This window comes from Pseudomonas sp. UMAB-40, assembly GCF_900095275.1.
Lineage (GTDB): Bacteria > Pseudomonadota > Gammaproteobacteria > Pseudomonadales > Pseudomonadaceae > Aquipseudomonas > Aquipseudomonas mandelii_B.
In genome coordinates, this window is record NZ_LT607551.1 from 212,676 (window position 1) to 238,835 (window position 26,160).

Here is a 26,160-nt window from a genome sequence, read left to right on the forward strand (position 1 = left end):
TCAGCCCAGGAGGTCGCGCAGGACTTGGGTGAACGCGCGGTTACTTTCTTCTTCTGCGGCATGACGCCCGTCACGCACAACCCACTGGCCATTGACCAGCACATCGCGCACCTGGCGATCGCCACCGGCAAACAACCAACGATTGAGAATCCCGTCGCCACTGGCCGTTGCCAGGTATGGATCGTTGCCGTCCAGTACCAGCCAATCCGCGCGTTTGCCAACTTCCAATGCACCGATCGGCTGCCCCAGCGCCTGAGCGCCGCCATCCAGCGCGGCGTCATACAGCGTGCGGCCGACCATCGGCTGATCCGCGCCATACAGCCGATTACGCCGCTGATCGCGCAGACGCTGGCCGTATTCCAGCCAACGCAGTTCTTCCACCACGCTCAATGACACATGGCTGTCGGACCCGATACCCATGCGTCCACCCTGCGCGAGGAAATCCACTGCCGGGAAAATTCCGTCGCCGAGGTTGGCTTCGGTGGTCAGGCACAGACCGGCGATGGCGCGACTCTTGGCCATCAGCGTGACTTCTTCCGGGTTGGCGTGGGTCGCGTGGACCAGGCACCAGCGCTGATCGACCTCGGTGTTTTCGTACAGCCATTGCAGCGGGCGACGGCCACTCCAGCTCAGGCAGTCATCGACTTCCTTCTGCTGTTCGGCGATATGAATGTGCACCGGGCATTGCTTGTCGCTGGCCGCCAGCACTTCGCTGATCTGCTGCGGTGTGACCGCGCGCAACGAGTGGAAACACAGGCCCAGCGATTGCGCCGGTTGCTGCGCCAGGATCGGCTGCAAACGCGACTGAAGCGTGAGGTAGTTTTCGGTGCTGTTGATGAAGCGGCGCTGACCATCATTCGGCGCCTGGCCGCCGAAACCGGAATGGCTGTAAAGCACCGGAAGCAACGTCAGGCCGATACCGGCGGAACGGGCGGCCTGGCTGATGCGCAGCGCCAGTTCGGCAGGATCAGCGTAAGGCTGGCCATTGGTGTCGTGATGCACATAATGAAATTCCGCGACCGAGGTGTAACCGGCCTTGAGCATTTCGATGTACAGCTGACGAGCAATGACGCCGAGTTGGTCAGGGCTGATTTTTCCGACGAGGCGATACATCAAGTCGCGCCAGGTCCAGAAACTGTCATTCGGATTACCCGCCACTTCCGCCAGTCCGGCCATGGCCCGCTGGAAGGCGTGGGAGTGCAGATTCGGCATCCCCGGCAGCAGCGGACCGCTTAGCCGTTCGGCGCCATCTGCATTGGAATCGGCCTGGATATGGGTCAACACGCCCTCGGCGCTGACCTCAAGACGTACATTGTTGGCCCATCCACTAGGCAGCAGCGCGCGTTCGGCAAAGAAGGCGGACATGGTTCAGCACCCCATCGTGTGTTATTTGTATATACATATACAGACGTTTGCCTGCTCGGTAAACTCCGGCAAGCTAGCAACCTCTCTTCAACGAACAAGGATTAACCGTGCCGACTCCGCCTGCAGTGTCACCGTTGGCCGCGAACATGGGCGACAGTCCGGCGCCCTTGTACGCCCGCGTCAAACAGATGATTACCCAGCAAATCGACAGTGGAAACTGGCCGCCGCACTACCGCGTTCCGTCGGAAAGCGAGCTGGTCAGCCAGCTCGGTTTCAGCCGCATGACCATCAACCGCGCCCTGCGCGAGATGACCGCCGACGGTCTGCTGGTGCGCATGCAAGGCGTCGGTACTTTTGTCGCCGAGCCGAAGAGCCAGTCCGCGCTGTTTGAAGTGCACAACATCGCCGACGAAATCGCCTCCCGTGGCCATCGCCATACCTGCAAGGTGATCACCCTCGAAGAAGAGGCCGCCGGTTCCGAGCGCGCTTTGGCGCTGGACATGCGCGAGGGCCAGAGGGTTTTCCATTCGCTGATCGTGCATTTCGAAAACGATATTCCGGTGCAAATCGAAGACCGTTTTGTCAACGCGCTGGTGGCGCCGGACTACCTCAAGCAGGACTTCACCCTGCAAACGCCATACGCCTATCTGAACCAGGTCGCGCCGCTGACCGAAGGCGAGCACGTGGTCGAGGCGATTCTGGCCGAGGCCTCCGAATGCAAATTGCTGCAGATTGAAAAGGGCGAGCCGTGCCTGCTGATTCGTCGCCGCACCTGGTCCGGCCGTCAGCCGGTGACCGCCGCCCGTTTGATCCACCCTGGTTCCCGTCATCGTCTGGAAGGTCGGTTTCATAAATGAATCAAACGAAGGTTTTACGCGCCAAAGATTACCCGCGCATGCCGTGGAAAAACGGCGGCGGCAGCACTGAAGAAATTACCCGTGATGGAGGTGCCGGCCTTGAGGGTTTCGGCTGGCGCCTGTCGATTGCCGATATCGGCGAGTCTGGCGGCTTTTCAATGTTCGCCGGTTACGAGCGCGTGATTACCGTGCTGCAAGGTGACGGCATGACCTTGCGCGTTGACGGCCAGGACACCCATCCGTTGTTACCGTTGGAGCCGTTTGCTTTCAGCGGTGAGAGCCAGGTTGCGTGCACATTGCTCGGTGGGCCGATTCGCGACTTCAACCTGATTTATGCGCCGCAGCGTTACGACGCGCGGTTGCAGTGGCTGGACGGCGAACAGCGGTTTTTCAGCTCGGCAGGCACCGTGCTCGTATTTAGTGTCACCGACGAGCTTGAAGTGAAGGTCGGTAACAGCGCCTCACAACTCGGTCGCCATGATTGCCTGCAACTCGACGGTAACACCGGCCTGCTGGAAGTTTCCGTCAGTGGCCAATGCTGTGTGATCGAGCTGACCGCACGCTGATTAACTGCTGAAGAAATCTAATGTGGCGAGGGCATAAATCCCCTCGCCACAAAAGCAGCCTTCTACCCGTGTTCCCCATCGCGCACCACTTTGTTACCGAACGCCCCAGCCTGGCGCAAAACCTCGCTCAAGTAACAGCTGCCTCCCCTCCGCAAAATTCCCCTGCAAAAATTTCATCTTCGTCTAAACCCTTGATCCAAGGGCCTTCCAGCGTTCCAAAAACGTTTCTTGAACACCCATCCAACAAGTTGGCCGCTTGATTGCATATGCTTGTATGTACAAGTAAAGACGTATGCGTATGAGTCGACCGAGACTCCTCGCAACGTCCACTGATTCGCTTGTGGCGCAACAGTGCGCACAGGCTGGCTTACCCACCGCCAGGGTTGGTTTGGATTGATCGCTGAGGAGTCTTTTTCGTGACTGACAATACCCAGAAACCTACAAAGTATCGTGACGTTGAAATCCGCGCTGCCCGCGGTAACAAGCTGACCGCCAAGAGCTGGCTGACCGAAGCGCCGCTGCGCATGCTGATGAACAACCTCGACCCGGAAGTTGCCGAGAACCCCAAGGAACTGGTGGTTTACGGTGGTATCGGTCGTGCGGCACGTAACTGGGAATGCTACGACAAGATCGTCGAGAGCCTGACCAACCTGAACGACGACGAGACCCTGCTGGTGCAATCCGGCAAGCCGGTCGGCGTGTTCAAGACCCACACCAATGCCCCGCGCGTGCTGATTGCCAACTCCAACCTGGTGCCACACTGGGCGAGCTGGGAACACTTCAACGAACTCGACGCCAAAGGCCTGGCCATGTACGGCCAGATGACCGCCGGCAGCTGGATCTACATCGGCAGCCAGGGCATCGTCCAAGGCACTTACGAAACCTTCGTCGAAGCCGGTCGCCAACATTACAACGATGACCTGAAAGGTCGTTGGGTCCTGACCGCAGGCCTCGGCGGCATGGGTGGCGCTCAGCCTCTGGCCGCAACGTTGGCCGGCGCGTGCTCGCTGAACATCGAATGCCAGCAGGTCAGCATCGATTTCCGTCTGAACAGCCGTTATGTCGATGAGCAAGCCACCGACCTCGACGACGCGTTAGCCCGCATCGAAAAATACACCAAGGAAGGCAAGGCGATTTCCATCGCGCTGCTGGGCAACGCGGCAGAAATCCTGCCGGAACTGGTCAAGCGCGGCGTGCGCCCGGACATGGTCACCGACCAGACCAGTGCCCACGACCCGCTCAATGGTTACCTGCCGGCCGGCTGGACCTGGGAAGAGTACCGCGCTCGCGCCAAGACCGAGCCTGCTGCCGTGGTCAAAGCCGCCAAGCAATCGATGGCCGTGCACGTGAAAGCGATGCTGGATTTCCAGAAAATGGGCATCCCGACTTTCGACTACGGCAACAACATCCGTCAGATGGCGCAAGAAGAAGGCGTTGAAAACGCATTCGACTTCCCGGGTTTCGTACCGGCTTACATCCGTCCACTGTTCTGCCGTGGCATCGGTCCATTCCGTTGGGCTGCGCTGTCGGGTAACGCCGAAGACATCTACAAAACCGACGCCAAGGTCAAAGAACTGATCCCGGACGACGCCCACCTGCACAACTGGCTGGACATGGCCCGCGAGCGCATCAGCTTCCAGGGTCTGCCGGCACGTATCTGCTGGGTTGGCTTGGGCCTGCGCGCCAAGCTGGGCCTGGCGTTCAACGAAATGGTCCGCAGCGGCGAGTTGTCCGCGCCTATCGTGATCGGTCGCGACCACCTGGACTCCGGTTCGGTCGCCAGCCCGAACCGCGAAACCGAATCGATGCAGGATGGCTCCGACGCTGTGTCCGACTGGCCACTGCTCAACGCTCTGCTCAACACCGCGAGCGGCGCGACCTGGGTTTCCCTGCACCACGGCGGCGGCGTCGGCATGGGCTTCTCCCAGCACTCGGGCATGGTGATTGTCTGCGACGGTACGGACGAAGCGGCCGAGCGTATCGCTCGCGTCCTGCACAACGACCCGGGGACCGGTGTCATGCGTCACGCCGATGCGGGTTACCAGATCGCAATCGACTGCGCCAAGGAACAAGGGCTGAACCTGCCGATGATTACCGGTAAATAAACCAATACCCCGTAGGAGCCGGCTTGCTGGCAATTCAGGCACCCCGATGTGTCAGGCAAACCGCCATCGTCGGAGCGCCGCCCGCAGCAAGCCGGCTCCTACAGGGGTTGCACCAACCCAGAATAACAATCCACAGAGGTTGAATCATGGCTGTTAACAACGATCGTGCAGGCAGTAAACCGTTGATCGAGACACGTTCGATCGACTACATCCCGGAAGCGGAAAGACACGGTCGTCTGTTGAGCCAGTTCACCCTGTGGATGGGTGCCAACCTGCAAATCACCGCCATTGTGACCGGCGCCCTGGCCGTCGTACTGGGCGGTGATGTGTTCTGGTCGTTGATCGGTTTGCTGATCGGGCAACTGATCGGCGGTGGGGTGATGGCGCTGCATGCCGCACAAGGGCCCAAGCTTGGCCTGCCTCAGATGATCTCCAGCCGCGTGCAGTTCGGCGTGTATGGCGCGGCCATCCCGATCCTGCTGGTCTGCTTGATGTACCTCGGTTTCACGGCCACGGGAACCGTGCTTTCCGGCCAGGCGCTGGGCCAGTTGTTTGGCGTCAGCGACAGCGTCGGCATCCTGATTTTCGCCAGTGTCATCGTGCTGGTCACGGTGCTCGGTTATCGGGTGATCCATTGGATCGGCCGTGTCGCCAGCGTCATTGGTGTGATTGCCTTTGTTTACCTGTTCAGCCGTCTGATGAGCCAGGTTGATGTTGGCGCACTGTTGCAAATCCGCCATTTCAGCTGGAGCAGTTTCTTGCTCGCGGTTTCGCTCGCGGCGTCCTGGCAGATCGCTTTCGGCCCTTACGTGGCCGACTACTCTCGCTACCTGCCGAGCAAGATTTCCTCGGTGAAAACTTTTTTTGCCGCAGGCGCAGGTTCGGTCATCGGTGCGCAGGTAGCGATGGTCCTCGGCGTGTTCGCTGCGGCATCGGCCAACGGCCAATTCGCCGGCCACGAAGTGGCCTATATCGTAGGTTTGGGCGGTACCGGTGCCACCGCTGCGCTGCTGTATTTCAGCATCGCGTTCGGCAAGGTCACCATTTCCACGCTGAACTCCTACGGCAGCTTCATGTGCATTGCGACCATCATCAGCGGTTTCCGTGGTGAGCTGAAGGTCACGCGCTTGCAGCGTCTGGTCTTCGTGCTGGTCATCGTCGGTGCTGCGACCCTGATGGCGTTGCTCGGTCAGCACTCGTTCCTCGGTGCGTTCAAGTCCTTCATCTTGTTCTTGCTGGCGTTCTTTACGCCATGGAGCGCGATCAACCTGGTGGACTATTACTGCATCACGCGCGAACGCTATGACGTGCCGGCGCTGGCCGATCCGAACGGTCGCTACGGCCGCTGGAACGCCCTCGGTATCAGCGTCTATGTGTTTGGTGTGTTGGTGCAGCTGCCGTTCATCGCCACCAAGTTCTATACCGGTCCGCTAGTGGAAGCCCTGGGTGGTGTGGATATTTCCTGGATCATCGGTCTGGTGCTTCCCGCAGCCCTGTACTACGTCTGCGCGAAAAAATGGCACGGCTCGGTACCCGATCACCTGATTCTGCCGGTTGAGCAGGACAGCGTTGTACAACAAAAAACAAGTGGGGCTGGTCGCGCTGCGGCGCAGGCCTGATTGGACGTGGACAGGGCTGGATGCCTCTTGACTGCCGTAAGCCAATTCATGATTAGGAGCGTCACTACAATGAAATCGAACAAGACCCTGCTGACCACATTGCTTTCCGTGGGCCTGCTCGCCAGCGCCGGCGCCACTCAGGCTGCCGGTTGGTGCGAGTCGGGCAAACCGGTGAAGTTTGCCGGCCTGAACTGGGAAAGCGGCATGCTGCTGACCGACGTGATGCAAATCGTGTTGGAGAAGGGCTACGACTGCAAGACTGACAGCCTGCCGGGCAACTCCATCACCATGGAAAACGCCCTGAGCAGCAACGACATTCAAGTGTTCGCCGAAGAGTGGGTCGGCCGCAGCGAAGTCTGGAACAAGGCTGAGAAGGCCGGCAAGGTTGTCGGTGTCGGCGCTCCGGTGGTTGGCGCAATCGAAGGCTGGTACGTGCCGCGCTACGTGATCGAAGGCGACGCCAAGCGCAAGCTGGAGCCCAAGGCCCCGGACTTGAAAGCAATCGCCGATCTGGGCAAATACGCCGCCGTGTTCAAGGACCAGGAAGAACCCTCCAAGGGCCGTTTCTACAACTGCCCGGCCGGCTGGACCTGTGAACTCGACAACAGCGAAATGTTGAAAAGCTACGGCCTGGAAAGCACCTACACCAACTTCCGTCCGGGCACCGGTCCGGCGCTGGATGCCGCGGTGCTGTCGAGCTACAAGCGTGGCGAGCCGATCCTGTTCTACTACTGGTCGCCAACCCCGCTGATGGGCCAGGTCGACCTGGTCAAGCTTGAAGAAAAACCAGGCGTGGATAAAAGCGTGACCATCAAGGTCGGCCTGTCCAAGACGTTCCACGAGCAAGCCCCGGAACTGGTGGCGGTGCTGGAAAAGGTCAACCTGCCGATCGACCTGCTGAATCAGAACCTCGGGCGCATGGCCAAAGAGCGGATCGAGTCGCCAAAACTGGCCAAGATCTTCTTGAAGGAACATCCTGAAGTCTGGCACGCATGGGTGAGCGAAGACGCAGCCAAGAAAATCGACGCGGCCTTGTAGGTTGAGCCTCTCCGACTGCCGGCGACGGCAGTCGGACGCTTGATCGCAACCCCTTGATTGAGAGTCTCTTATGTTTCCCGAAAGCTTTACCTTTTCCATCGCCGACTGGGTCAACGGTTGGGTCGATTCGCTGGTCACCAACTACGGCGACGTGTTCCGGCATATCTCCGACACCCTGTTGTGGGCCATCGTCAATCTTGAAGGGCTGCTGCGTGCGGCGCCCTGGTGGCTGATGCTGGCCATCGTGGCGGGCGTTGCCTGGCACGCGACCCGCAAAGTGGTGACCACGGCAGTCATCGTCGGCCTGCTGTTCCTGGTGGGTGCGGTCGGCCTCTGGGACAAGCTGATGCAGACCCTGGCGCTGATGATGGTCGCGACGGTCATTTCGGTGCTGATCGGCATCCCGCTGGGCATTCTCTCGGCACGCAGCAATCGCCTGCGTTCGGTGCTGATGCCGTTGCTGGACATCATGCAGACCATGCCGAGTTTCGTGTACCTGATCCCGGTGCTGATGCTGTTCGGCCTGGGCAAGGTCCCAGCGATTTTCGCTACCGTGATCTACGCCGCACCACCGCTGATCCGCCTGACTGATCTAGGCATCCGCCAGGTCGACGGTGAAGTGATGGAAGCGATCAACGCCTTCGGTGCCAACCGCTGGCAGCAACTGTTTGGCGTACAACTGCCGCTGGCCCTGCCGAGCATCATGGCCGGGATCAACCAGACCACCATGATGGCCCTGTCGATGGTGGTTATCGCCTCGATGATTGGTGCCCGAGGCCTGGGTGAAGACGTGTTGGTGGGGATTCAGACCCTCAACGTCGGACGTGGCCTGGAAGCCGGTCTGGCGATCGTGATTCTGGCAGTGGTCATCGACCGCATTACTCAGGCGTATGGTCGGCCACGGCATGAGGTGAGCAAATGAACAACGAAGCCATCAGCAAAATCGAAGTCAAAAACGTCTTCAAGATTTTCGGCAACCGTTCCAAGGAAGCGCTGGGCATGATTGGCCAGGGCAAGACCAAGGATCAGGTGCTGGCCGAAACCGGCTGCGTGGTCGGCGTGAACGACCTGTCGTTGAGCATCGGCACCGGCGAGATCTTCGTGATCATGGGCCTGTCGGGTTCCGGAAAATCGACCCTGGTGCGCCACTTCAACCGCCTTATCGACCCGACCAGCGGCGCGATCCTGGTGGATGGCGTGGACATCCTGCAATACGACATGGAAGCCCTGCGCGAATTTCGCCGGCACAAGATCAGCATGGTGTTCCAGAGCTTCGGCCTGTTGCCACACAAGACCGTGGTGGACAACGTCGCCTACGGCTTGAAAGTGCGTGGCGAGAGCAAGCAAATGTGCTCCGAGCGCGCGCTGCACTGGATCAACACCGTGGGCCTCAAGGGCTACGAAAACAAATACCCGCACCAGCTCTCGGGCGGTATGCGTCAGCGTGTGGGCCTGGCCCGCGCCTTGGCGGCAGACACCGACATCATCTTGATGGACGAAGCGTTCAGCGCCCTCGACCCGCTGATCCGCGCCGAGATGCAGGACCAGTTGCTGGAACTGCAAAAGACCCTGCACAAGACCATCGTCTTCATTACCCACGACCTCGATGAGGCCGTGCGCATCGGCAACCGCATTGCGATCCTCAAGGATGGCCGCCTGATTCAAGTGGGCACGCCCAGAGAGATCCTGCATTCGCCGGCGGATGAGTATGTTGACCGGTTCGTGCAGCGGCGGGCGGCGGTGGTTTGAGAAATTTGCGGTGATCGAGCGGGCCTCATCGCGGGCAAGCCCGCTCCCACAGGGATTGGTTGTGTTGCACACATTTTCTTCACACAACAGAACACTGTGGGAGCGGGCTTGCCCGCGATGGCGCCGGTAAAGCTGCATCAATATTCAGGTTGTACGCACGAGGTTAATGATGTCCCAGGCTGAAAAAATCGTTATCGCCGATGCCCCGTTGCGTTGGCAGGATGTGGTTGCCGTCGCCCGTCATGGCGCTCAGCTTGAGCTGTCGGCCCAGGCCTGGGCGCGGATCGAGAATGCCCAGGCGATCGTTCAGCGCATCGTCGCCAGCGGCGAGCGCGCCTATGGCGTCAACACCGGCCTGGGTGCGTTGTGCAACGTCTCGCTCAAAGACGAACAACTGAGCCAACTGTCGCGCAACACCTTGCTCAGCCACGCCTGTGGCGTTGGCGCACCACTGGCCGACGAGCAAACCCGCGCAATTCTCTGTGCAGCGATCCTGAATTACAGCCAAGGCAAATCCGGCATTCATCGTCGGGTGGTCGAAGCCCTGCTGGTGCTGCTCAATCGCGGCATCACCCCGCAAGTGCCGTCCCAGGGTTCGGTCGGTTACCTGACCCACATGGCGCACATCAGCATCGCGCTGTTGGGCGTCGGTAATGTGAGTTATCGCGGGCAGATCGTTTCTGCACAGCAAGCCTTGGCTGAAGAAGGCCTGCAACCGGTTCAGCTGGGTGCTAAAGATGGCTTGTGCCTGGTCAACGGCACGCCGTGCATGTCCGGCCTCAGCTGTCTGGCGATTGCCGATGCGACGCGCCTGGTGCAATGGGCCGACGTGATCGGCGCCATGAGCTTCGAGGCCCAGCGTGGCCAGATCGCGGCGTTCGATGCCGAGATCATCGCGCTCAAGCCGCATCCGGGCATGCAGCAGGTCGGCATCAACCTGCGGGCGTTGCTGGATGGCAGTGAAGTGATTGCGTCGAGCAAAGGCATTCGCACGCAGGATGCGCTGAGCATCCGTTCGATCCCGCAAGTCCACGGCGCTGCACGGGATCAACTGACGCACGCGATCCAGCAGATCGAAACCGAGCTCAACGGCTGCACCGACAACCCGTTGCTGCTGGGCACGCCGGACAACTTCCGGGTCATGTCCCAGGCCAACCCGCACGGCCAATCGGTCGCGCTGGCGGCGGACTTGCTGGCCATCGCCATGGCCGAAATCGGCTCCATCGCCGAGCGTCGCCTGGACCGCCTGATCAACCCGCACGTCAGTGGCCTGCCGGCCTTTCTGGTGGCCAACCCCGGGGTCAATTCCGGGATGATGATCGTCCAGTACGTCGCCGCCTCGCTGTGCGCGGAAAATCGCCAGTTGGCGCAACCGGCCGTGCTCGACAACTACGTCACCTCGGGCCTGCAGGAAGACCACTTGAGCATGGGCACCAACGCGGCGCTGAAGCTGCATCGCGCCCTGGAAAACTGCACGCAGATCCTCGCCATCGAGTACCTGCTGGCGGCTCAGGCGTTTGAATTTCTTAAGGAACAACGTTTTGGCGCAGGCACCGATGCCGCGTGGCGCCTGCTGCGCGAACGCGTCCCGGCCTACGACCAGGACCGCTGGCTGGCGCCGGACATCGCCGCGGCTGCTGGCGTGTTGAAAGATCCGATGTTGCTGCACAAGGCTTTACCGAACCTGAACTGACTTCCAATAAAAACCAGCGTGCCAAGGCGCGGCTCTCCCATAAGGCGAGACGCGACGGACAACGGACATCTCCGGAGCGTCTGGTGAGTTAATAACAAACTCTCAAAAGGAGCATGAAATGACTGCGCTAAACCTGATTCCCGGCCAACTGAGCCTTGCCCAACTGCGTGATATCTATCAGCACCCGGTCAAAATCACCCTCGACAACAGCGCCTCGGCCCAGATCGAAGCCAGCGTTGCCTGCGTGGAACAGATCCTCGCCGAGAACCGCACCGCTTACGGCATCAATACCGGTTTTGGCCTGCTGGCCTCGACCCGCATCGCCAGCGAAGACCTGGAAAACCTCCAGCGTTCGCTGGTGTTGTCCCATGCCGCCGGTGTCGGCGAGCCGATCAGCGACGCGCTGGTGCGGTTGGTCATGGTGCTCAAGGTCAACAGCCTGAGCCGTGGATTCTCCGGCATTCGCCGCGTCGTGATTGACGCGTTGATCGCGCTGATCAACGCCGAGGTTTACCCGCACATTCCGTTGAAAGGTTCGGTCGGTGCTTCCGGCGACCTGGCGCCTCTGGCCCACATGTCTCTGGTGCTGCTGGGTGAAGGCAAGGCTCGCTACAAAGGCGAGTGGATGGAAGCGACTGAAGCACTGAAAGTCGCCGGTCTGGCCCCGCTGACCCTGGCGGCGAAAGAAGGCCTGGCGCTGCTCAACGGCACTCAGGTGTCGACCGCTTATGCGTTGCGCGGTCTGTTCGAAGGCGAAGATCTGTTCGCCGGTGCCGTGGCGATTGGTGCCCTGACGGTCGAAGCCGTACTGGGCTCGCGCTCGCCGTTCGATGCGCGCATCCACGCCGCGCGTGGCCAAAAAGGCCAGATCGATGCCGCTGCCGCTTACCGCGATCTGCTGGGCGAGCGCAGTGAAGTGTCTGACTCGCACCAGAACTGCGAAAAGGTCCAGGACCCGTACTCTCTGCGCTGCCAGCCACAAGTCATGGGCGCCTGCCTGACTCAGTTCCGCCAGGCGGCTGAAGTGCTGGCCGTCGAAGCCAACGCCGTTTCTGACAACCCGTTGGTCTTCGCTGCTGAAGGCGATGTGATCTCCGGCGGTAACTTCCACGCCGAACCGGTGGCCATGGCCGCTGACAACATGGCCCTGGCCATCGCTGAAATAGGTTCCCTGAGCGAACGCCGCATCTCGCTGATGATGGACAAGCACATGTCGCAACTGCCGCCGTTCCTGGTGGCCAATGGCGGCGTGAACTCCGGTTTCATGATCGCCCAGGTGACTGCGGCGGCACTGGCCAGCGAGAACAAGGCGTTGTCCCATCCCCATTCGGTGGACAGCCTGCCGACTTCGGCGAACCAGGAAGACCACGTGTCCATGGCGCCGGCTGCCGGCAAGCGCTTGTGGGAAATGGCCGAGAACACCCGTGGTGTTTTGGCGGTGGAATGGTTGGCGGCGGTTCAGGGGCTGGATTTGCGTGAAGGTCTGAAGACCTCGGCGAAGCTGGAAAAGGCTCGGGGGATTCTGCGTAACGAAGTGCCGTTCTATGAGAAAGACCGCTTCTTTGCGCCGGACATCAATGCGGCGACCGAGTTGTTGGCGACGCGTTGCCTGAATGACTTGGTCTCGGTCAAGTTGCTGCCGAGCCTGTAATGGCCCCATCGCGGGCAAGCCCGGCTCCCACAGGTTTTGTGTCGTGTGCATCTTATGTATCCAACACTACCCCTGTGGGAGCGGGCTTGCCCGCGATTCGATTTTGAACAAGACGAGGAACTCGGGATGAAAACTCTCTGGCAACACTGCCACGTCGCAACCATGGCGCAAGGCGTCTACTCGATCATCGAGGACGCGGCCATCGTGACGTCCGGTGCGCACATTGAGTGGGTCGGCCCGCGCAGTGAACTGCCGTCGGGTGAATACCCGGCGGTCAACGATTTGAAAGGGGCCTGGGTTACGCCGGGCCTGATCGACTGCCACACCCACACGGTGTTCGGCGGTAACCGCAGCGGTGAATTCGAACAGCGCCTGCAAGGCGTCAGCTATGCAGAAATCGCCGCGGCCGGTGGTGGCATCGCCAGCACCGTGCGCGCCACCCGTGCAGCGACCGAAGATGAGCTGTTCACCAGCGCCGCCAAGCGTCTGAAAAGCCTGATGCGTGACGGCGTGACCACGGTCGAAATGAAGTCCGGCTACGGCCTCGACCTGGCCAGTGAACGCAAGATCCTGCGAGTGATCCGTCGCCTCGGCGCCGAACTGCCGGTCAGCGTGCGCAGCACCTGCCTGGCCGCTCATGCATTGCCACCGGAATATGCGGATCGCGCCGACGACTATATCGATCACATCTGCGCTGAAATGCTCCCGGCCCTGGCCGCCGAAGGGCTGGTGGATGCGGTGGACGCGTTCTGCGAATACCTGGCGTTTTCGCCGGCACAGGTCGAGCGCGTGTTCATCACCGCACAAGAATTGGGTCTGCCGGTGAAGCTGCACGCCGAGCAATTGTCGTCGCTGCACGGTTCGAGCCTGGCGGCGCGTTACCACGCACTGTCGGCCGATCACCTGGAATTCATGACCGAAGACGACGCCATCGCCATGGCCAAATCCGGCACCGTCGCGGTGCTGCTGCCCGGCGCGTTCTACTTCCTGCGTGAAACCCAGTTGCCGCCGATGGATGCCCTGCGCAAACACGGCGTGAAAATCGCCATCGCCAGCGACCTCAACCCGGGCACGTCGCCGGCGTTGTCGTTGCGCTTGATGCTGAACATGGCCTGCACCTGTTTCCGCATGACCCCGGAAGAAGCCCTCGCCGGTGCAACCATTCATGCCGCCACCGCGTTGGGCATGGCCGACACCCACGGTTCGCTGGAAGCCGGCAAGTTCGCGGATTTCGTCGCCTGGCAAATCGATCGTCCCGCCGACCTGTCGTACTGGCTGGGCGGTGACCTGGAAAAACGCGTCGTGCGTCACGGCGTCGAAACGAGCGTTTAGGAGAGCAGTTGTGGATAAGGTTCTGAACTTCAAACAAGGCCGCGTGCCGCTGCTGATCAGCATGCCCCATGCCGGCCTGCGACTGACTCCGGCGGTGGAAGCCGGGTTGATCCCCGATGCACGCAGCCTGCCGGACACCGACTGGCACATCCCCCGACTTTATGAATTCGCAGCCGAACTGGGCGCCAGCACCTTGGCTGCCGAGTACTCGCGATTCGTCATCGACCTGAACCGCCCGTCTGACGACAAGCCACTGTATGTCGGCGCCACCACCGGTCTGTATCCAGCGACGCTGTTCGACGGCATTCCGTTGTTCCGTGAAGGGATGGAACCGTCGGCGGCTGAGCGTGCGACGTACCTGGAGCAGGTGTGGACGCCGTATCACACCACGCTGCAGAACGAACTGGCGCGACTCAAAGCCGAGTTCGGTTACGCGCTGCTGTTCGATGCGCATTCGATCCGCTCGATCATCCCGCACCTGTTCGACGGCAAGCTGCCGGACTTCAACCTCGGCACCTTCAACGGCGCCAGTTGCGATCCGCAGTTAGCCAGTCAGCTGGAAGCGATCTGCGCCAGGCACACCGATTACAGCCATGTGCTGAACGGTCGCTTCAAGGGTGGCCACATCACCCGGCATTACGGCAACCCGGCCGACAACATCCATGCGGTGCAACTGGAACTGGGTCAATGCACGTATATGGAAGAGTTTGAGCCGTTCCGCTATCGGCAGGACCTGGCTGAGCCAACGCAGGTTGTGCTCAAGGAATTGCTGCAAGGCCTGCTGGCCTGGGGCCAAAAGCACTACAAGCACTAGAACCTGTCGCATAACCCTGTGGGAGCGAGCTTGCTCGCGATGGCGGACTGACAGGCAACAATAATGTTGAATGTTATGGCCTCATCGCGAGCAAGCTCGCTCCCACAGGTTATGTGTTTACTTCATAGCGCATCACGACGGTCGCCACCGTGCAAATCTCGGTCGCTACAGTTCGCTTTTACCCTCTCGACGCTGCGTAATGTGCTGGTCACGGTGCACAAAGACACCGGCCCTCACAATAATCTGCCGCACGAGAACGCTCTCTATGACAAGCACCAAAGGTTTGTTCACCCGCTGTCTCTCAATACTCTGCGGCACCGCTCTTCTGAGCACCAGCGTCCTGGCCAGTGACGATGCGTCCTGCAAGGCCGTGCGCATGGGCGTGGTCAACTGGACCGACGTGATCGCCACCAGCGGCATGGCTGATGTGCTGCTCAACGGCCTCGGCTACGAAAGCAAGCAAACCAGCGCCGTGCAGCAAATCATCTTTGCCGGCATCCGCGACAAACGCCTCGATATCTTCCTCGGTTATTGGAAACCGGCGATGGACAAGAACATCGCGCCGTTCCTGGAAGCCAAACAAGTGAAGGTCCTGGAAAAACCGAGCCTGGCCGACGCCCAAGCGACGCTCGCGGTGCCTCAGTACGTTGCGGACGCCGGGCTGAAAACCTTCGCCGACATCGCCAAATTCAAAGACAAGCTTGGCGGCAAAATCTATGGCATCGAGCCCGGCAGTGGCGCCAACACCACGATCAAAACCATGATCGAGACCAATCACTTCGGCTTGAAAGACTTCAAGCTGATCGAGTCCGGTGAGGCCGGCATGCTCGCGGCCGTTCAGCGGGCCGTGAACCGCAAGGAGTTCGTGGTGTTCGTCGGCTGGACCCCGCACCCGATGAACATCAACATGAAGATCGCCTACCTAACCGGCAGCGAAGACGTTTATGGTCCCAATGAAGGCGCGGCAACGGTCTCGACCGTGACGTCCCCGGACTATGCCGAACGTTGCCCGAATGTGAATCGCCTGTTGGAAAACCTGACCTTCACCGCGGCCCAGGAAAGCCAGCTGATGGTGCCGATCATGGAGCGCAAGACGCCCCAGGACGTTGCCAAACAGTGGCTGCGCGATCACCCGGAAGACCTTCAGCGTTGGCTGGCCGGTGTCAGCAGTTTTGATGGCAAGGATGGCGCGGCGACCGTTCAGGCCAGTTTGAAGCCCTGACGGTAACCGCAAACCCTGTGGGAGCGAGCTTGCTCGCGATGAGGCCGTCACATTCAACAAAGATGTTGACTGTTCGGCCGCCATCGCGAGCAAGCTCGCTCCCGCAGGGTTGCGTCAGCCCCCCCAAAACCCTTGGCAGCAGGCCTATGGCTCCTTACCCGCTATCCGAACAAATGACGGCTTTCGTCGAGAAAACCGTCAGCTTCAACAGCACCGACAGCAGCCTCCACGGTTTGCGTCAGGCCTACAGCGCGATGTGCCGGGCGTTCACCCCGCCGCGTCCCGCCGGCCTCTACGTGGTCGATTTCGAGTTGGCCGGTGTGCCGGTGCGATCCTATCAACCGCCGGTTGCACCTGCGACCGGCGGTGTCCCGTGCATTGTGTATCTGCATGGCGGTGGTTGGGTGGTGGGCGATCTGGATTCCCACGATTTCATCTGCGCAGAACTGGCGTCGACACTCGGCGTGCTGGTGATCGCGGTCGATTACCGATTGGCGCCGGAGCATCCGTTTCCGGCGGCGTTCAATGATTGCTTGAGTGTCTGGCGCGCGCTGCGAACCGGACCTTTTCGGCTTGATCCCGAGCGCACGCTGGTGGCGGGAGACAGTGCCGGTGGCAATCTCGCCGCCGCGCTTTGTCTGGCGTTGCGGGATGCGGGCGAGCCATTGCCGGCGGCGCAGGTGCTGATCTACCCGGGGCTGGGCGGCAATCAGCCGTTGCCATCGCGCAGCGAATGCATCGACGCGCCGTTGCTCGCCAGCAGTGATGTGGATTGTTATCACGCCCTGTACTTGCGCAGCACCCGACAGCCGGGTGCCTACGCCATGCCGTTGCTCGCCGGACACTTCGGCGGGCTGCCGCCGGCATTGATCGCCGTGGCGCAATTCGACCCGCTGCGCGATGACGGCGTGCTCTACGCCGAGCAACTGCAGGCCGCCGGCGTGACCGCGACGCTTTATTACGGTGAGGGGCTGGTTCACGGCTGTTTGCGGGCCCGGGGCCAGGTCGCCGAGGTCGACTTGCTGTATGAAACGCTGCTCGGGTATTTGGCTGACAGACTATGACGCTGCAAGGGGCATGCTCATTGGCGTAATTCGGGTTTATGATGCCGGACGGCAGAATAATAGAAGTCCCCCCAGGGATGACCTCGACCCCTTACGGAGCGCGCAATGCAGACTTTGTACCCGCAGATCAAACCCCACGCCCGGCACGATCTGGCCGTCGACGCAACTCACACCCTGTATGTCGACGAAAGCGGTTCACCGGAAGGTTTGCCGGTGGTGTTCATCCACGGCGGCCCCGGTGCCGGGTGCGATGCCCAAAGCCGCCGATACTTCGATCCGAACCTGTACCGTATCGTGACCTTCGATCAGCGCGGTTGCGGTCGCTCCACGCCCCACGCCAGCCTTGAAAACAACACCACCTGGGATCTGGTCGCCGACCTTGAGCGGATTCGCAAACACCTGGGCATCGAAAAATGGGTGCTGTTTGGCGGCTCCTGGGGCTCGACCCTGGCACTGGCCTACGCACAAACCCACCCGGAGCGTGTACACGGTCTGATCCTGCGCGGGATTTTTCTCTGCCGTCCGCAGGAAATCGAGTGGTTCTACCAATGTGGCGCCAGCCGTCTGTTCCCCGATTACTGGCAGGACTACGTCGCGCCTATTCCATTGGATGAGCGCGGCGACTTGCTCAGCGCCTTCCACAAGCGCCTGACCGGCAACGATCAGATCGCCCAGATGCATGCGGCCAAGGCCTGGTCCACCTGGGAAGGCCGGACCGCGACCTTGCGTCCGAACCCGCTGGTGGTCGATCGCTTCTCCGAGCCGCAACGTGCGTTGTCCATCGCGCGTATCGAATGCCACTACTTCACCAACAATGCCTTCCTCGAACCGAACCAGCTGATTCGCGACATGGGCAAGATCGCCCATTTGCCAGGTGTGATCGTCCACGGTCGTTACGACGTGATCTGCCCGCTGGACAATGCCTGGGAACTGCATCAAGCCTGGCCGAACAGCGAACTCCAGGTGATCCGCGACGCCGGCCACGCCGCGTCCGAGCCGGGTATCACCGATGCGCTGGTACGTGCCGCCGGGCAGATGGCTCGCCGCTTGCTCGACCTGCCGCCCGAAGAAGCATGAAGGGCCTGCTGCAACGCGTGCGTGGCGCGCGAGTCGAGGTAGCGGGGGAGGTGGTGGGAGCGGTCGATCAAGGGTTATTGGTGCTGGTGGCGGTAGAACCCGAGGATACTCGTGCCAGCGCCGACAAACTTCTGCATAAACTGCTTAACTATCGAATATTCAGTGACGCCGAGGGCAAGATGAATCTGTCGTTGGCGGAGGTGGGCGGTGGGTTGCTGCTGGTCTCGCAGTTCACCCTGGCCGCAGACACCAAGAGCGGGTTGCGCCCGAGTTTTTCGACCGCTGCCCCTCCGGCCCTGGGCGAGGAGCTTTTCGACTATCTATTAAGCAAAGCGAAACAGGTGCATGGCACTGTGGCATCAGGTAGATTCGGCGCGGATATGCAGGTGCATCTGGTCAACGATGGCCCGGTCACCTTCCTGTTACAGACGTGAAAGCCCTTGAAACATGTTTTTCAGGGCTTTTCGACTGAAAACAGGGGTTTTTCGCGATAAATACTTTGTTACCCCTGATGCGTTGTAACGCGGCCTACTAGATAATCGCGCGCTACGGGGATCAGCGTTCGTTGGTCCATTTTGACTTAGGTAGAGACTTGTCCGAGACCTGTTGGGGAATCATTTAGCCCCATAGGAGTCGGAACAATGCTCGCCAACCTGGCATATAGATAGCTGGCCGTTGGTTTTTTGATCTGTTTTCGGCGAGGGTTGCTCGTGATTGTTAGTCCCTGTAATGCACCAAAATTGACTGCCAAACGGTTCCGAAGCGCTCTGGTAGCGGGCTCTGCACTGCTCTGCCTGCTCAGCGCCGGCCAGATTTGGGCATTCAATCTGGATGATGTATCGGTCAAGGCGAAAGAGCTGGCCGGACAAAAATACGAAGCCCCGCGCAGTAACCTGCCGAACGAATTCCGCGAAATGAAATTCGCGGACTATCAAAAAATTCGTTTCCTCACTGAAAAAGCCGAGTGGGCCGATCAGAAAACCCCGTTCAAGCTTTCGTTCTATCACCAGGGCATGCACTTCGATACGCCGGTGAAAATCAACGAAATCACGGCCAACACCGTCGAAGAGATCAAATACGACCCAAGTCGTTTCGATTTCGGCGATGTGAAGTTCGATCCTAAAGCCACCGAACAACTGGGTTATGCCGGTTTCCGTGTGCTTTACCCGATCAACAAGGCCGACAAGCAAGACGAAATCATGACCATGCTCGGCGCGAGCTACTTCCGCGTGGTCGGCAAGGGTCACACCTATGGCTTGTCCGCACGCGGCATGGCGATCGATACCGCATTGCCGTCCGGCGAAGAATTCCCGCGCTTCACCGAATTCTGGATTCAACAGCCAAAACCGGGTGACAAGCACCTGGTGATCTTCGCGCTGCTGGATTCGCCACGCGCCACCGGTGCTTATCGCCTGACCCTGCGTCCTGGCAGCGACACCATCGTCGACGTCAAAGCCCGCATGTTCCTGCGTGACAAGGTCACCAAGCTTGGCGTTGCGCCGCTGACCAGCATGTTCCTGTTCGGCGCCAACCAGCCGTCGAAAGTGCTGAACTACCGTCGTGAGCTGCACGACTCCAGCGGTCTGTCGATCCATGCCGGCAACGGCGAGTGGATCTGGCGTCCACTGAACAATCCAAAACACCTGGCCGTGAGCAACTTCTCGATCGAGAACCCGCGTGGTTTCGGCTTGCTGCAACGTGGCCGCGACTTCAGCCACTACGAAGACCTCGACGACCGCTACGACAAGCGCCCAAGTGCCTGGATCGAACCAAAAGGCGATTGGGGCAAGGGTTCCGTCGATCTGGTAGAGATTCCGACTGCCGACGAAACCAACGACAATATCGTTGCTTTCTGGAGTCCGGAAAAACTGCCTGAGCCTGGCCAGCCGCTGGACGTCGCTTATCGCATGCACTGGACCATCGACGAAGCCGCTCTTCACGCACCGGACAGCGCCTGGGTCCAACAGACCCTGCGTTCCACAGGTGACGTGAAGCAGTCGAACCTGATCCGTCAGCCGGATGGCAGCGTTGCCTACCTGGTGGACTTCGAAGGTCCGTCCCTGGCGGCACTGCCGGAAACCGCGGACGTTCGCAGCCAGGTCAGCGTTGGCGACAATGCCGAGCTGGTCGAGAACAGCGTGCGTTACAACCCTGAAACCAAGGGCTGGCGCTTGACCCTGCGGATGAAAATCAAGGATCCGGGCAAGCCTACCGAGATGCGTGCAGCACTGGTCGAGAACATCGTGCCTGGCGACCTTTCCAAGAATTCGCTGCCAGTCTCCAACTCTTCTGTTGCCAAGGCCGACAAGGTCGCCGCCAAGCAACAAGAGAAGGCTGACAAGGAAGCCAAGGACGCCAAGCAAGCTGAAGCCAAGCAGGCCGACGCCAAGCCAGTTGCCAATACCAAGGACAAGGACAACAAAGACGCCAAGCAGCCTGTTGCTGCGGACGCGGCCCCAGCCACACCGGAATCGGCAGCGACGGAAGAAGTCCTGACCGAGACCTGGAGCTACCAGTTGCCTGCCGATGAGTAATTCTCAAGTGATGCCAGAGACGCTTGCCGAGTATCTGGCGCATCTACCGATGACCGACCAGCAGCGCGCGGAACTCGCGGGCTGCCAGTCCTTCAGCGAACTGCACCAGCGTCTGTCGTCATCGACGTTCGACGCACCGACCGAGGCTGCCCAAGCCTCGGTGGGCCGTCGCTTGACCCTGAACACTGCGGAAGAACTGGAAGAAGCGGAAATGCTGGCGGTCGACGCCAGCGGTCGGGTTTGCCTCAAGGCAACCCCGCCGATCCGCCGGACCAAAGTCGTGCCAGAGCCATGGCGCACCAACATTCTGGTGCGTGGCTGGCGCCGTCTGACCGGTCGCACCAATCCGCCGGCCCCGCCGAAGGATGAGCGCGTGCTGCCGGCCGCTCGCTGGCGCACCGTCGGTTCGATCCGTCGCTACATTCTGCTGGTGCTGATGCTCGGCCAGACGATCGTCGCCGGCTGGTACATGAAAGGCATCATGCCGTACCAGGGCTGGTCGTTCGTTGACCTTAACGAAGTGCTGCATCAACCGCTGCTGCAGACGGCCACGCAAGTGCTGCCGTATGCGCTGCAAACCAGCATCCTGATTCTGTTCGGGATTCTGTTCTGCTGGGTGTCGGCCGGTTTCTGGACGGCGCTGATGGGCTTCCTCGAGTTGCTCACCGGCCACGACAAATACCGCATCTCCGGTAAAAGTGCCGGCAATGAGCCGATCGCCAAAGACGCGCGCACTGCACTGGTGATGCCGATCTGCAACGAAGACGTGCCGCGCGTATTTGCCGGTTTGCGGGCGACCTTCGAGTCGGTGGCGGCCACGGGTGACCTGGATCGTTTCGACTTCTTCGTCCTCAGTGACAGTAACGACGCGGACATCTGCGTGGCCGAGCAACAGGCCTGGCTGGACGTCTGCCGTGAAGCCAAGGGCTTCGGCAAGATTTTCTATCGCCGTCGTCGCCGTCGTGTGAAACGTAAAAGCGGCAACCTCGACGACTTCTGCCGTCGCTGGGGCGGTGATTACAAGTACATGGTCGTGCTCGACGCAGACTCCGTGATGAGCGGCGAATGCCTGACCAGTCTGGTGCGTCTGATGGAAGCTACGCCGGACGCCGGGATCATCCAGACCGCGCCGCGTGCGTCGGGCATGGACACCCTGTATGCGCGCATGCAGCAGTTCGCGACTCGCGTATACGGTCCGCTGTTCACCGCCGGCTTGCACTTCTGGCAGTTGGGTGAATCCCACTACTGGGGCCACAACGCGATCATCCGCATGAAGCCGTTCATCGAGCACTGCGCTTTGGCGCCGTTGCCGGGTAAAGGTGCTTTTGCCGGTGCGATTCTCTCTCACGACTTCGTCGAAGCCGCGCTGATGCGCCGTGCCGGCTGGGGCGTGTGGATTGCCTACGATTTGCCGGGCAGCTATGAAGAGCTGCCACCGAACCTACTGGACGAACTCAAGCGTGACCGTCGCTGGTGCCACGGCAACCTGATGAACTTCCGCCTGTTCCTGGTGAAGGGCATGCACCCGGTTCACCGCGCGGTGTTCCTGACCGGCGTGATGTCTTACCTTTCGGCGCCGCTGTGGTTCTTCTTCCTCGTGCTGTCGACCGCGCTGCTGGCGGTCAATACGCTGATGGAACCGCAGTACTTCATGGAGCCGCGACAGCTGTATCCGTTGTGGCCGCAATGGCACCCGGACAAGGCGGTCGCGCTGTTCTCGACCACGATCGTGCTGCTGTTCCTACCGAAGCTGTTGAGCATCCTCCTGATCTGGGCCAAAGGTGCGAAAGAGTTCGGTGGCAAGTTCAAGGTGACGATGTCGATGCTGCTGGAGGTACTGTTCTCCATGCTGCTGGCGCCGGTACGGATGATTTTCCACACCCGTTTCGTACTCGCCGCGTTCCTCGGCTGGGCCGCGACCTGGAATTCGCCACAACGTGACGACGACTCCACGCCGTGGAGCGAAGCGGTTAAGCGCCACGGCCCGCAAACCTTGCTGGGCTTCTTCTGGGCCCTGCTGGTGATCTGGCTGAACCCGAGCTTCCTGTGGTGGCTGGTGCCGATCGTCGGTTCGTTGATGCTGTCGATTCCGGTGTCGGTGATTTCCAGCCGTGTCGGCCTGGGCCTCAAGTCCCGTGACGAAAGCCTGTTCCTGATCCCTGAGGAATACAATCCGCCACAGGCGTTGTTGGCAACCGATCAGTACACCCACGAAAACCGTTGGCATGCACTGAACGACGGCTTCACCCGTGCGGTGGTCGATCCACAGCAGAACGCCTTGGCGTGCTCGCTGGCGACCTCGCGTCACGGTCAGGCCGAGCCGATCGAATGGTTGCGGATCGAGCGTGTGCGTCATGCATTGAAAGTCGGGCCTGACGGCCTGAACAACAATGAGCGTGTGCAGCTGCTGAGCGACCCGGTGGCATTGGCTCGCTTGCACGAGCAGATCTGGAATGAAGGCCACCCCGAGTGGCTGGCCGCCTGGCGCAAATCGGTGAAAGCCGATCCCCATGCGCCGCTGCTACCGCTCAAACCACTGAGTGCACAGCCTCAGTTGGCGTAACAAAGAGCCCCGCTAGCCAGCGGGGCTTTTTTTTGCCTGAACGTTGCCAAACCCTTGTGCAAACGGGCGAGTGCGTTAGCATCCGTCCCTGAATTGGTGCGCCCGGACATTTTTCTGTTCGTATCGGCCGGTTTCCTGAAGGAAATCCGCCGTTTGCGCGCCTCACAACGCAATGGGTTTGGGGACTTGATGATGAAGAAGTATCTGTCGATGCTGCTGGTCGGCGTCACGGCACTGGTTGCAGTCAGCGCGGCGCAGGCCGGTGCCATCGGTGAGGCGGTCAAGCGCGGCACGCTGAAAGTCGGCATGGACCCGACGTACATGCCGTTCGAAATGACCAACAAGCGCGGCGAGATCATCGGTTTCGAAGTCGACATCCTCAAAGCCATGACCAAGGCCATGGGCGTCAAGCTGGAGCTGGTTTCCACCGGCTACGACGGCATCATCCCGGCCCTGCTCACCGACAAGTTCGACATGATTGGCAGCGGCATGACCCTGACCCAGGAGCGCAACCTGCGCCTGAACTTCAGCGAACCGTTCATCGTGGTCGGTCAGACCCTGCTGATCCGCAAGGAGCTGGAAGGCACGATCAAGACCTATAAAGACTTGAACACCGCCGACTACCGCATCACTTCCAAGCTCGGCACCACCGGCGAGATGGTTGCCAAGAAGCTGATTTCCAAAGCCAAGTACCACGGCTACGACAACGAACAGGAAGCCGTGCTCGACGTGGTCAACGGCAAGGCAGACGCCTTCATCTACGACGCGCCGTACAACGTCGTGGCCGTGAACAAGGTCGGCGCCGGCAAGCTGGTGTTCCTCGACAAGCCGTTCACCTACGAGCCGCTGGCGTTCGGCCTGAAGAAGGGGGATTTCGACAGCCTCAACTTCATCAACAACTTCCTGCACCAGATCCACGAAGACGGCACCTACGATCGCATCCATGACAAGTGGTTCAAGGACACTGCTTGGCAGAAGGACATGGAATAACACTCGGTCAGACAGACCGAGTCGCCCCCAATCGCGGGCAAGCCCGCTCCCACAGGTTTTGCTGTGTGGCATAGATAGCAGTCACACCAGAGATCCCTGTGGGAGCGGGCTTGCCCGCGAAGGCGGCCTCCCCGGCGACACAGAATTCGGAATTTTCAGAGCAAATGAAACAGAAAAAAGCCCAATGGCCGTGGCACGTATTGACCGTGCTGCTGCTGATCGGCCTGGCCGGCGCGTTGTATTACGCCACCTCGCTGATGTCCTACGAATGGCGCTGGAACCGCGTGCCGCAATACTTCGCCTACCAGGCCGAAGAGTCCCAGCGCGCCGCCGACATCTCCACCGTCAGCGAACTGGTGCGCAAGGGCGATAAAGCCGAAGTCACCCTGCGCAATGACGCGGGCGATGAGCAACGCGTGACCGTCGACGACAACAGCCTGCAAGTCGCCCAAGGCGATGACGTAGCGGAAGGCGACGTGATCGGCGTGACTCGCCATTGGGCCGCCGGACCGCTGATGTGGGGCCTCTGGACCACCTTGTGGTTGTCCGTGGTGTCTGGCGTGCTCGGGCTGCTGATCGGCCTCGCCACCGGCCTGTGCCGTCTATCGAACAATCCGACGCTGCGCGATCTCTCGACCATCTATGTCGAACTGGTGCGCGGTACACCGTTGCTGGTGCAGATCTTCATTTTCTACTTCTTCATCGGCACCGTGATGAACCTCTCTCGGGAGTTCGCCGGGATTGCCGCGCTGTCGCTGTTCACCGGCGCCTATGTGGCTGAGATTATTCGCTCCGGCGTGCAGTCGATCGCTCGTGGCCAGAACGAAGCCGCGCGTTCCCTGGGCTTGAGCGCTGGCCAGTCGATGCGCCACGTGGTGCTGCCGCAAGCCTTGAAACGCGTGTTGCCGCCGCTGGCCGGGCAGTTCATCAGTCTGGTCAAGGACACCTCGCTGGTGTCGGTGATCGCGATTACCGAGCTGCTGAAAAGCGGCCGTGAAGTCATCACCACCTCGTTCTCGCCGTTCGAAATCCTGTTCTGCGTGGCCGGGTTGTACCTGTTGATCAACCTGCCGCTGTCGAAAATCGCCAGTCGGCTTGAGCGGAGGCTCGCGCAAAGTGATTGAAGTCCGCGATCTGGTAAAAGTCTTCGACACCCGTGGTCAGGTGGTGCGCGCGGTGGATAACGTCACCACGCACGTGGCCAGGGGTGAAGTGCTGGTGGTGATCGGCCCGTCCGGTTCCGGCAAGTCGACCTTCCTGCGCTGCCTCAACGGTCTGGAGGAATTCGATTCGGGTTCGGTGAGCATCGACGGCCTGCAACTGGCCGACCCGAAAACCGACGTGAACGCCTACCGCCGCGAAGTCGGCATGGTGTTCCAGCATTTCAACCTGTTCCCGCACATGACCGTGCTGGAAAACCTGTGCCTGGCGCAGAAAGTCGTGCGCAAGCGCGGCAAGAAGGAGCGCGAGGCCAAGGCCTTGGCATTGCTGGAGAAGGTCGGCATTGCGCAGAAGGCCAACGAGTTTCCATCGCGCTTGTCCGGGGGGCAGCAACAACGTGTGGCGATTGCCCGGGCCTTGGCCATGGAACCCAAGGTCATGCTGTTCGATGAGCCGACGTCGGCGCTTGATCCGGAAATGGTCGGCGAAGTGCTGGACGTGATGAAAACCCTGGCCGTGGAAGGCATGACCATGGTCTGCGTCACCCACGAGATGGGCTTTGCCCGGGAAGTGGCGGATCGGGTGCTGTTCTTCGATCACGGCAAACTGCTGGAAGATGCCTCACCGGCCGAGTTCTTCGATGCGCCAAAGGATCCCCGGGCTCAGGCATTCTTGCGGCAGGTTCTTTGACTTCAGTGCCTAACGAACCGCCATCGCGGGCAAGCCCGCTCCCACAGTGTTTTTCGGTGTACATGCTCTT

The 26,160-nt window shown here is 60.5% G+C and carries 21 protein-coding genes; 20 read left to right on the top strand and 1 reads right to left on the bottom strand.

The features are described 5' to 3' along the window. Entirely contained in the window at window positions 1-1,365 is a 1,365-nt protein-coding gene (locus K0F88_RS01045; protein WP_219093331.1) for a formimidoylglutamate deiminase, read from the bottom strand. Between the two features lie 146 nt (window positions 1,366-1,511). Between K0F88_RS01045 and hutC the strand changes: the two genes are divergently transcribed. The 20 genes from hutC (at window position 1,512) to K0F88_RS01145 (ending at window position 26,090) form a co-directional block, all read left to right on the top strand. Next, window positions 1,512-2,222, top strand: coding sequence for a histidine utilization repressor (hutC, locus tag K0F88_RS01050; RefSeq protein ID WP_154505298.1), 711 nt, complete (start codon window positions 1,512-1,514; stop codon window positions 2,220-2,222). After that, window positions 2,219-2,788 carry a HutD family protein gene (locus K0F88_RS01055; RefSeq protein WP_219093333.1) on the top strand — a complete coding sequence of 190 codons (570 nt, stop codon included), beginning with the start codon at window positions 2,219-2,221 and terminating at the stop codon, window positions 2,786-2,788. Before hutC ends, K0F88_RS01055 begins: the two co-directional genes overlap by 4 nt. A 416-nt stretch (window positions 2,789-3,204) precedes the next feature. After that, a complete protein-coding gene (gene hutU / locus K0F88_RS01060; RefSeq protein ID WP_219093335.1) occupies window positions 3,205-4,893 on the top strand; it encodes a urocanate hydratase in 1,689 nt (562 codons plus the stop codon). Window positions 4,894-5,039: 146 nt separating this feature from the next. Then, entirely contained in the window at window positions 5,040-6,512 is a 1,473-nt protein-coding gene (locus K0F88_RS01065; RefSeq protein WP_219093338.1) for a cytosine permease, read from the top strand. A 69-nt stretch (window positions 6,513-6,581) separates the two neighbouring features. Further along, window positions 6,582-7,550, top strand: coding sequence for an ABC transporter substrate-binding protein (locus K0F88_RS01070; protein ID WP_219093340.1), 969 nt, complete (start codon window positions 6,582-6,584; stop codon window positions 7,548-7,550). Between the two features lie 70 nt (window positions 7,551-7,620). After that, on the top strand, window positions 7,621-8,472 hold the full coding sequence (locus tag K0F88_RS01075) for a proline/glycine betaine ABC transporter permease (protein WP_010464518.1): 852 nt from the start codon (window positions 7,621-7,623) through the stop codon (window positions 8,470-8,472). Then, the gene (locus K0F88_RS01080; RefSeq protein WP_109627517.1) at window positions 8,469-9,299 is read left to right on the top strand and encodes a glycine betaine/L-proline ABC transporter ATP-binding protein; all 831 of its coding nucleotides are present in this window, start codon (window positions 8,469-8,471) and stop codon (window positions 9,297-9,299) included. The genes K0F88_RS01075 and K0F88_RS01080 overlap by 4 nt, the downstream gene beginning before the upstream one ends. Before the next feature lie 169 nt (window positions 9,300-9,468). After that, entirely contained in the window at window positions 9,469-10,992 is a 1,524-nt protein-coding gene (hutH, locus tag K0F88_RS01085; RefSeq protein ID WP_219093342.1) for a histidine ammonia-lyase, read from the top strand. Window positions 10,993-11,110: 118 nt separating this feature from the next. Further along, window positions 11,111-12,643 (top strand): histidine ammonia-lyase, encoded by a 1,533-nt coding sequence (gene hutH / locus K0F88_RS01090; protein ID WP_219093344.1) that lies wholly within the window; start codon window positions 11,111-11,113, stop codon window positions 12,641-12,643. A gap of 126 nt (window positions 12,644-12,769) precedes the next feature. After that, window positions 12,770-13,975, top strand: a complete 1,206-nt coding sequence (gene hutI, locus K0F88_RS01095) for an imidazolonepropionase (protein WP_219093346.1) — start codon at window positions 12,770-12,772, stop codon at window positions 13,973-13,975. A 10-nt stretch (window positions 13,976-13,985) separates the two neighbouring features. Continuing rightward, window positions 13,986-14,789 (top strand): N-formylglutamate deformylase, encoded by an 804-nt coding sequence (gene hutG / locus K0F88_RS01100; RefSeq protein WP_219093349.1) that lies wholly within the window; start codon window positions 13,986-13,988, stop codon window positions 14,787-14,789. Window positions 14,790-15,054: 265 nt separating this feature from the next. Continuing rightward, complete coding sequence (locus K0F88_RS01105) at window positions 15,055-16,011, top strand: choline ABC transporter substrate-binding protein (protein ID WP_219093351.1); 957 nt, start codon at window positions 15,055-15,057, stop codon at window positions 16,009-16,011. A 146-nt stretch (window positions 16,012-16,157) separates the two neighbouring features. Further along, complete coding sequence (locus K0F88_RS01110; protein ID WP_219093353.1) at window positions 16,158-17,075, top strand: alpha/beta hydrolase; 918 nt, start codon at window positions 16,158-16,160, stop codon at window positions 17,073-17,075. Window positions 17,076-17,180: 105 nt separating this feature from the next. Then, window positions 17,181-18,152, top strand: a complete 972-nt coding sequence (gene pip, locus K0F88_RS01115; RefSeq protein WP_219093355.1) for a prolyl aminopeptidase — start codon at window positions 17,181-17,183, stop codon at window positions 18,150-18,152. Beyond that, window positions 18,149-18,586, top strand: coding sequence for a D-aminoacyl-tRNA deacylase (gene dtd / locus K0F88_RS01120; protein WP_094469548.1), 438 nt, complete (start codon window positions 18,149-18,151; stop codon window positions 18,584-18,586). The genes pip and dtd overlap by 4 nt, the downstream gene beginning before the upstream one ends. A 276-nt stretch (window positions 18,587-18,862) precedes the next feature. After that, window positions 18,863-20,686, top strand: coding sequence for a glucan biosynthesis protein (locus K0F88_RS01125; protein WP_219093357.1), 1,824 nt, complete (start codon window positions 18,863-18,865; stop codon window positions 20,684-20,686). Further along, window positions 20,679-23,249 carry a glucans biosynthesis glucosyltransferase MdoH gene (mdoH, locus tag K0F88_RS01130; RefSeq protein ID WP_219093361.1) on the top strand — a complete coding sequence of 857 codons (2,571 nt, stop codon included), beginning with the start codon at window positions 20,679-20,681 and terminating at the stop codon, window positions 23,247-23,249. Before K0F88_RS01125 ends, mdoH begins: the two co-directional genes overlap by 8 nt. 192 nt (window positions 23,250-23,441) lie before the next feature. Beyond that, window positions 23,442-24,239 (top strand): transporter substrate-binding domain-containing protein, encoded by a 798-nt coding sequence (locus tag K0F88_RS01135; RefSeq protein ID WP_219093363.1) that lies wholly within the window; start codon window positions 23,442-23,444, stop codon window positions 24,237-24,239. A 164-nt stretch (window positions 24,240-24,403) separates the two neighbouring features. Then, window positions 24,404-25,363: an amino acid ABC transporter permease gene (locus K0F88_RS01140; protein ID WP_219093365.1), complete on the top strand. Its 960-nt coding sequence runs from the start codon at window positions 24,404-24,406 to the stop codon at window positions 25,361-25,363. Then, on the top strand, window positions 25,356-26,090 hold the full coding sequence (locus K0F88_RS01145; protein ID WP_219093367.1) for an amino acid ABC transporter ATP-binding protein: 735 nt from the start codon (window positions 25,356-25,358) through the stop codon (window positions 26,088-26,090). The genes K0F88_RS01140 and K0F88_RS01145 overlap by 8 nt, the downstream gene beginning before the upstream one ends. The last annotated feature ends 70 nt before the right edge of the window (window positions 26,091-26,160 follow it).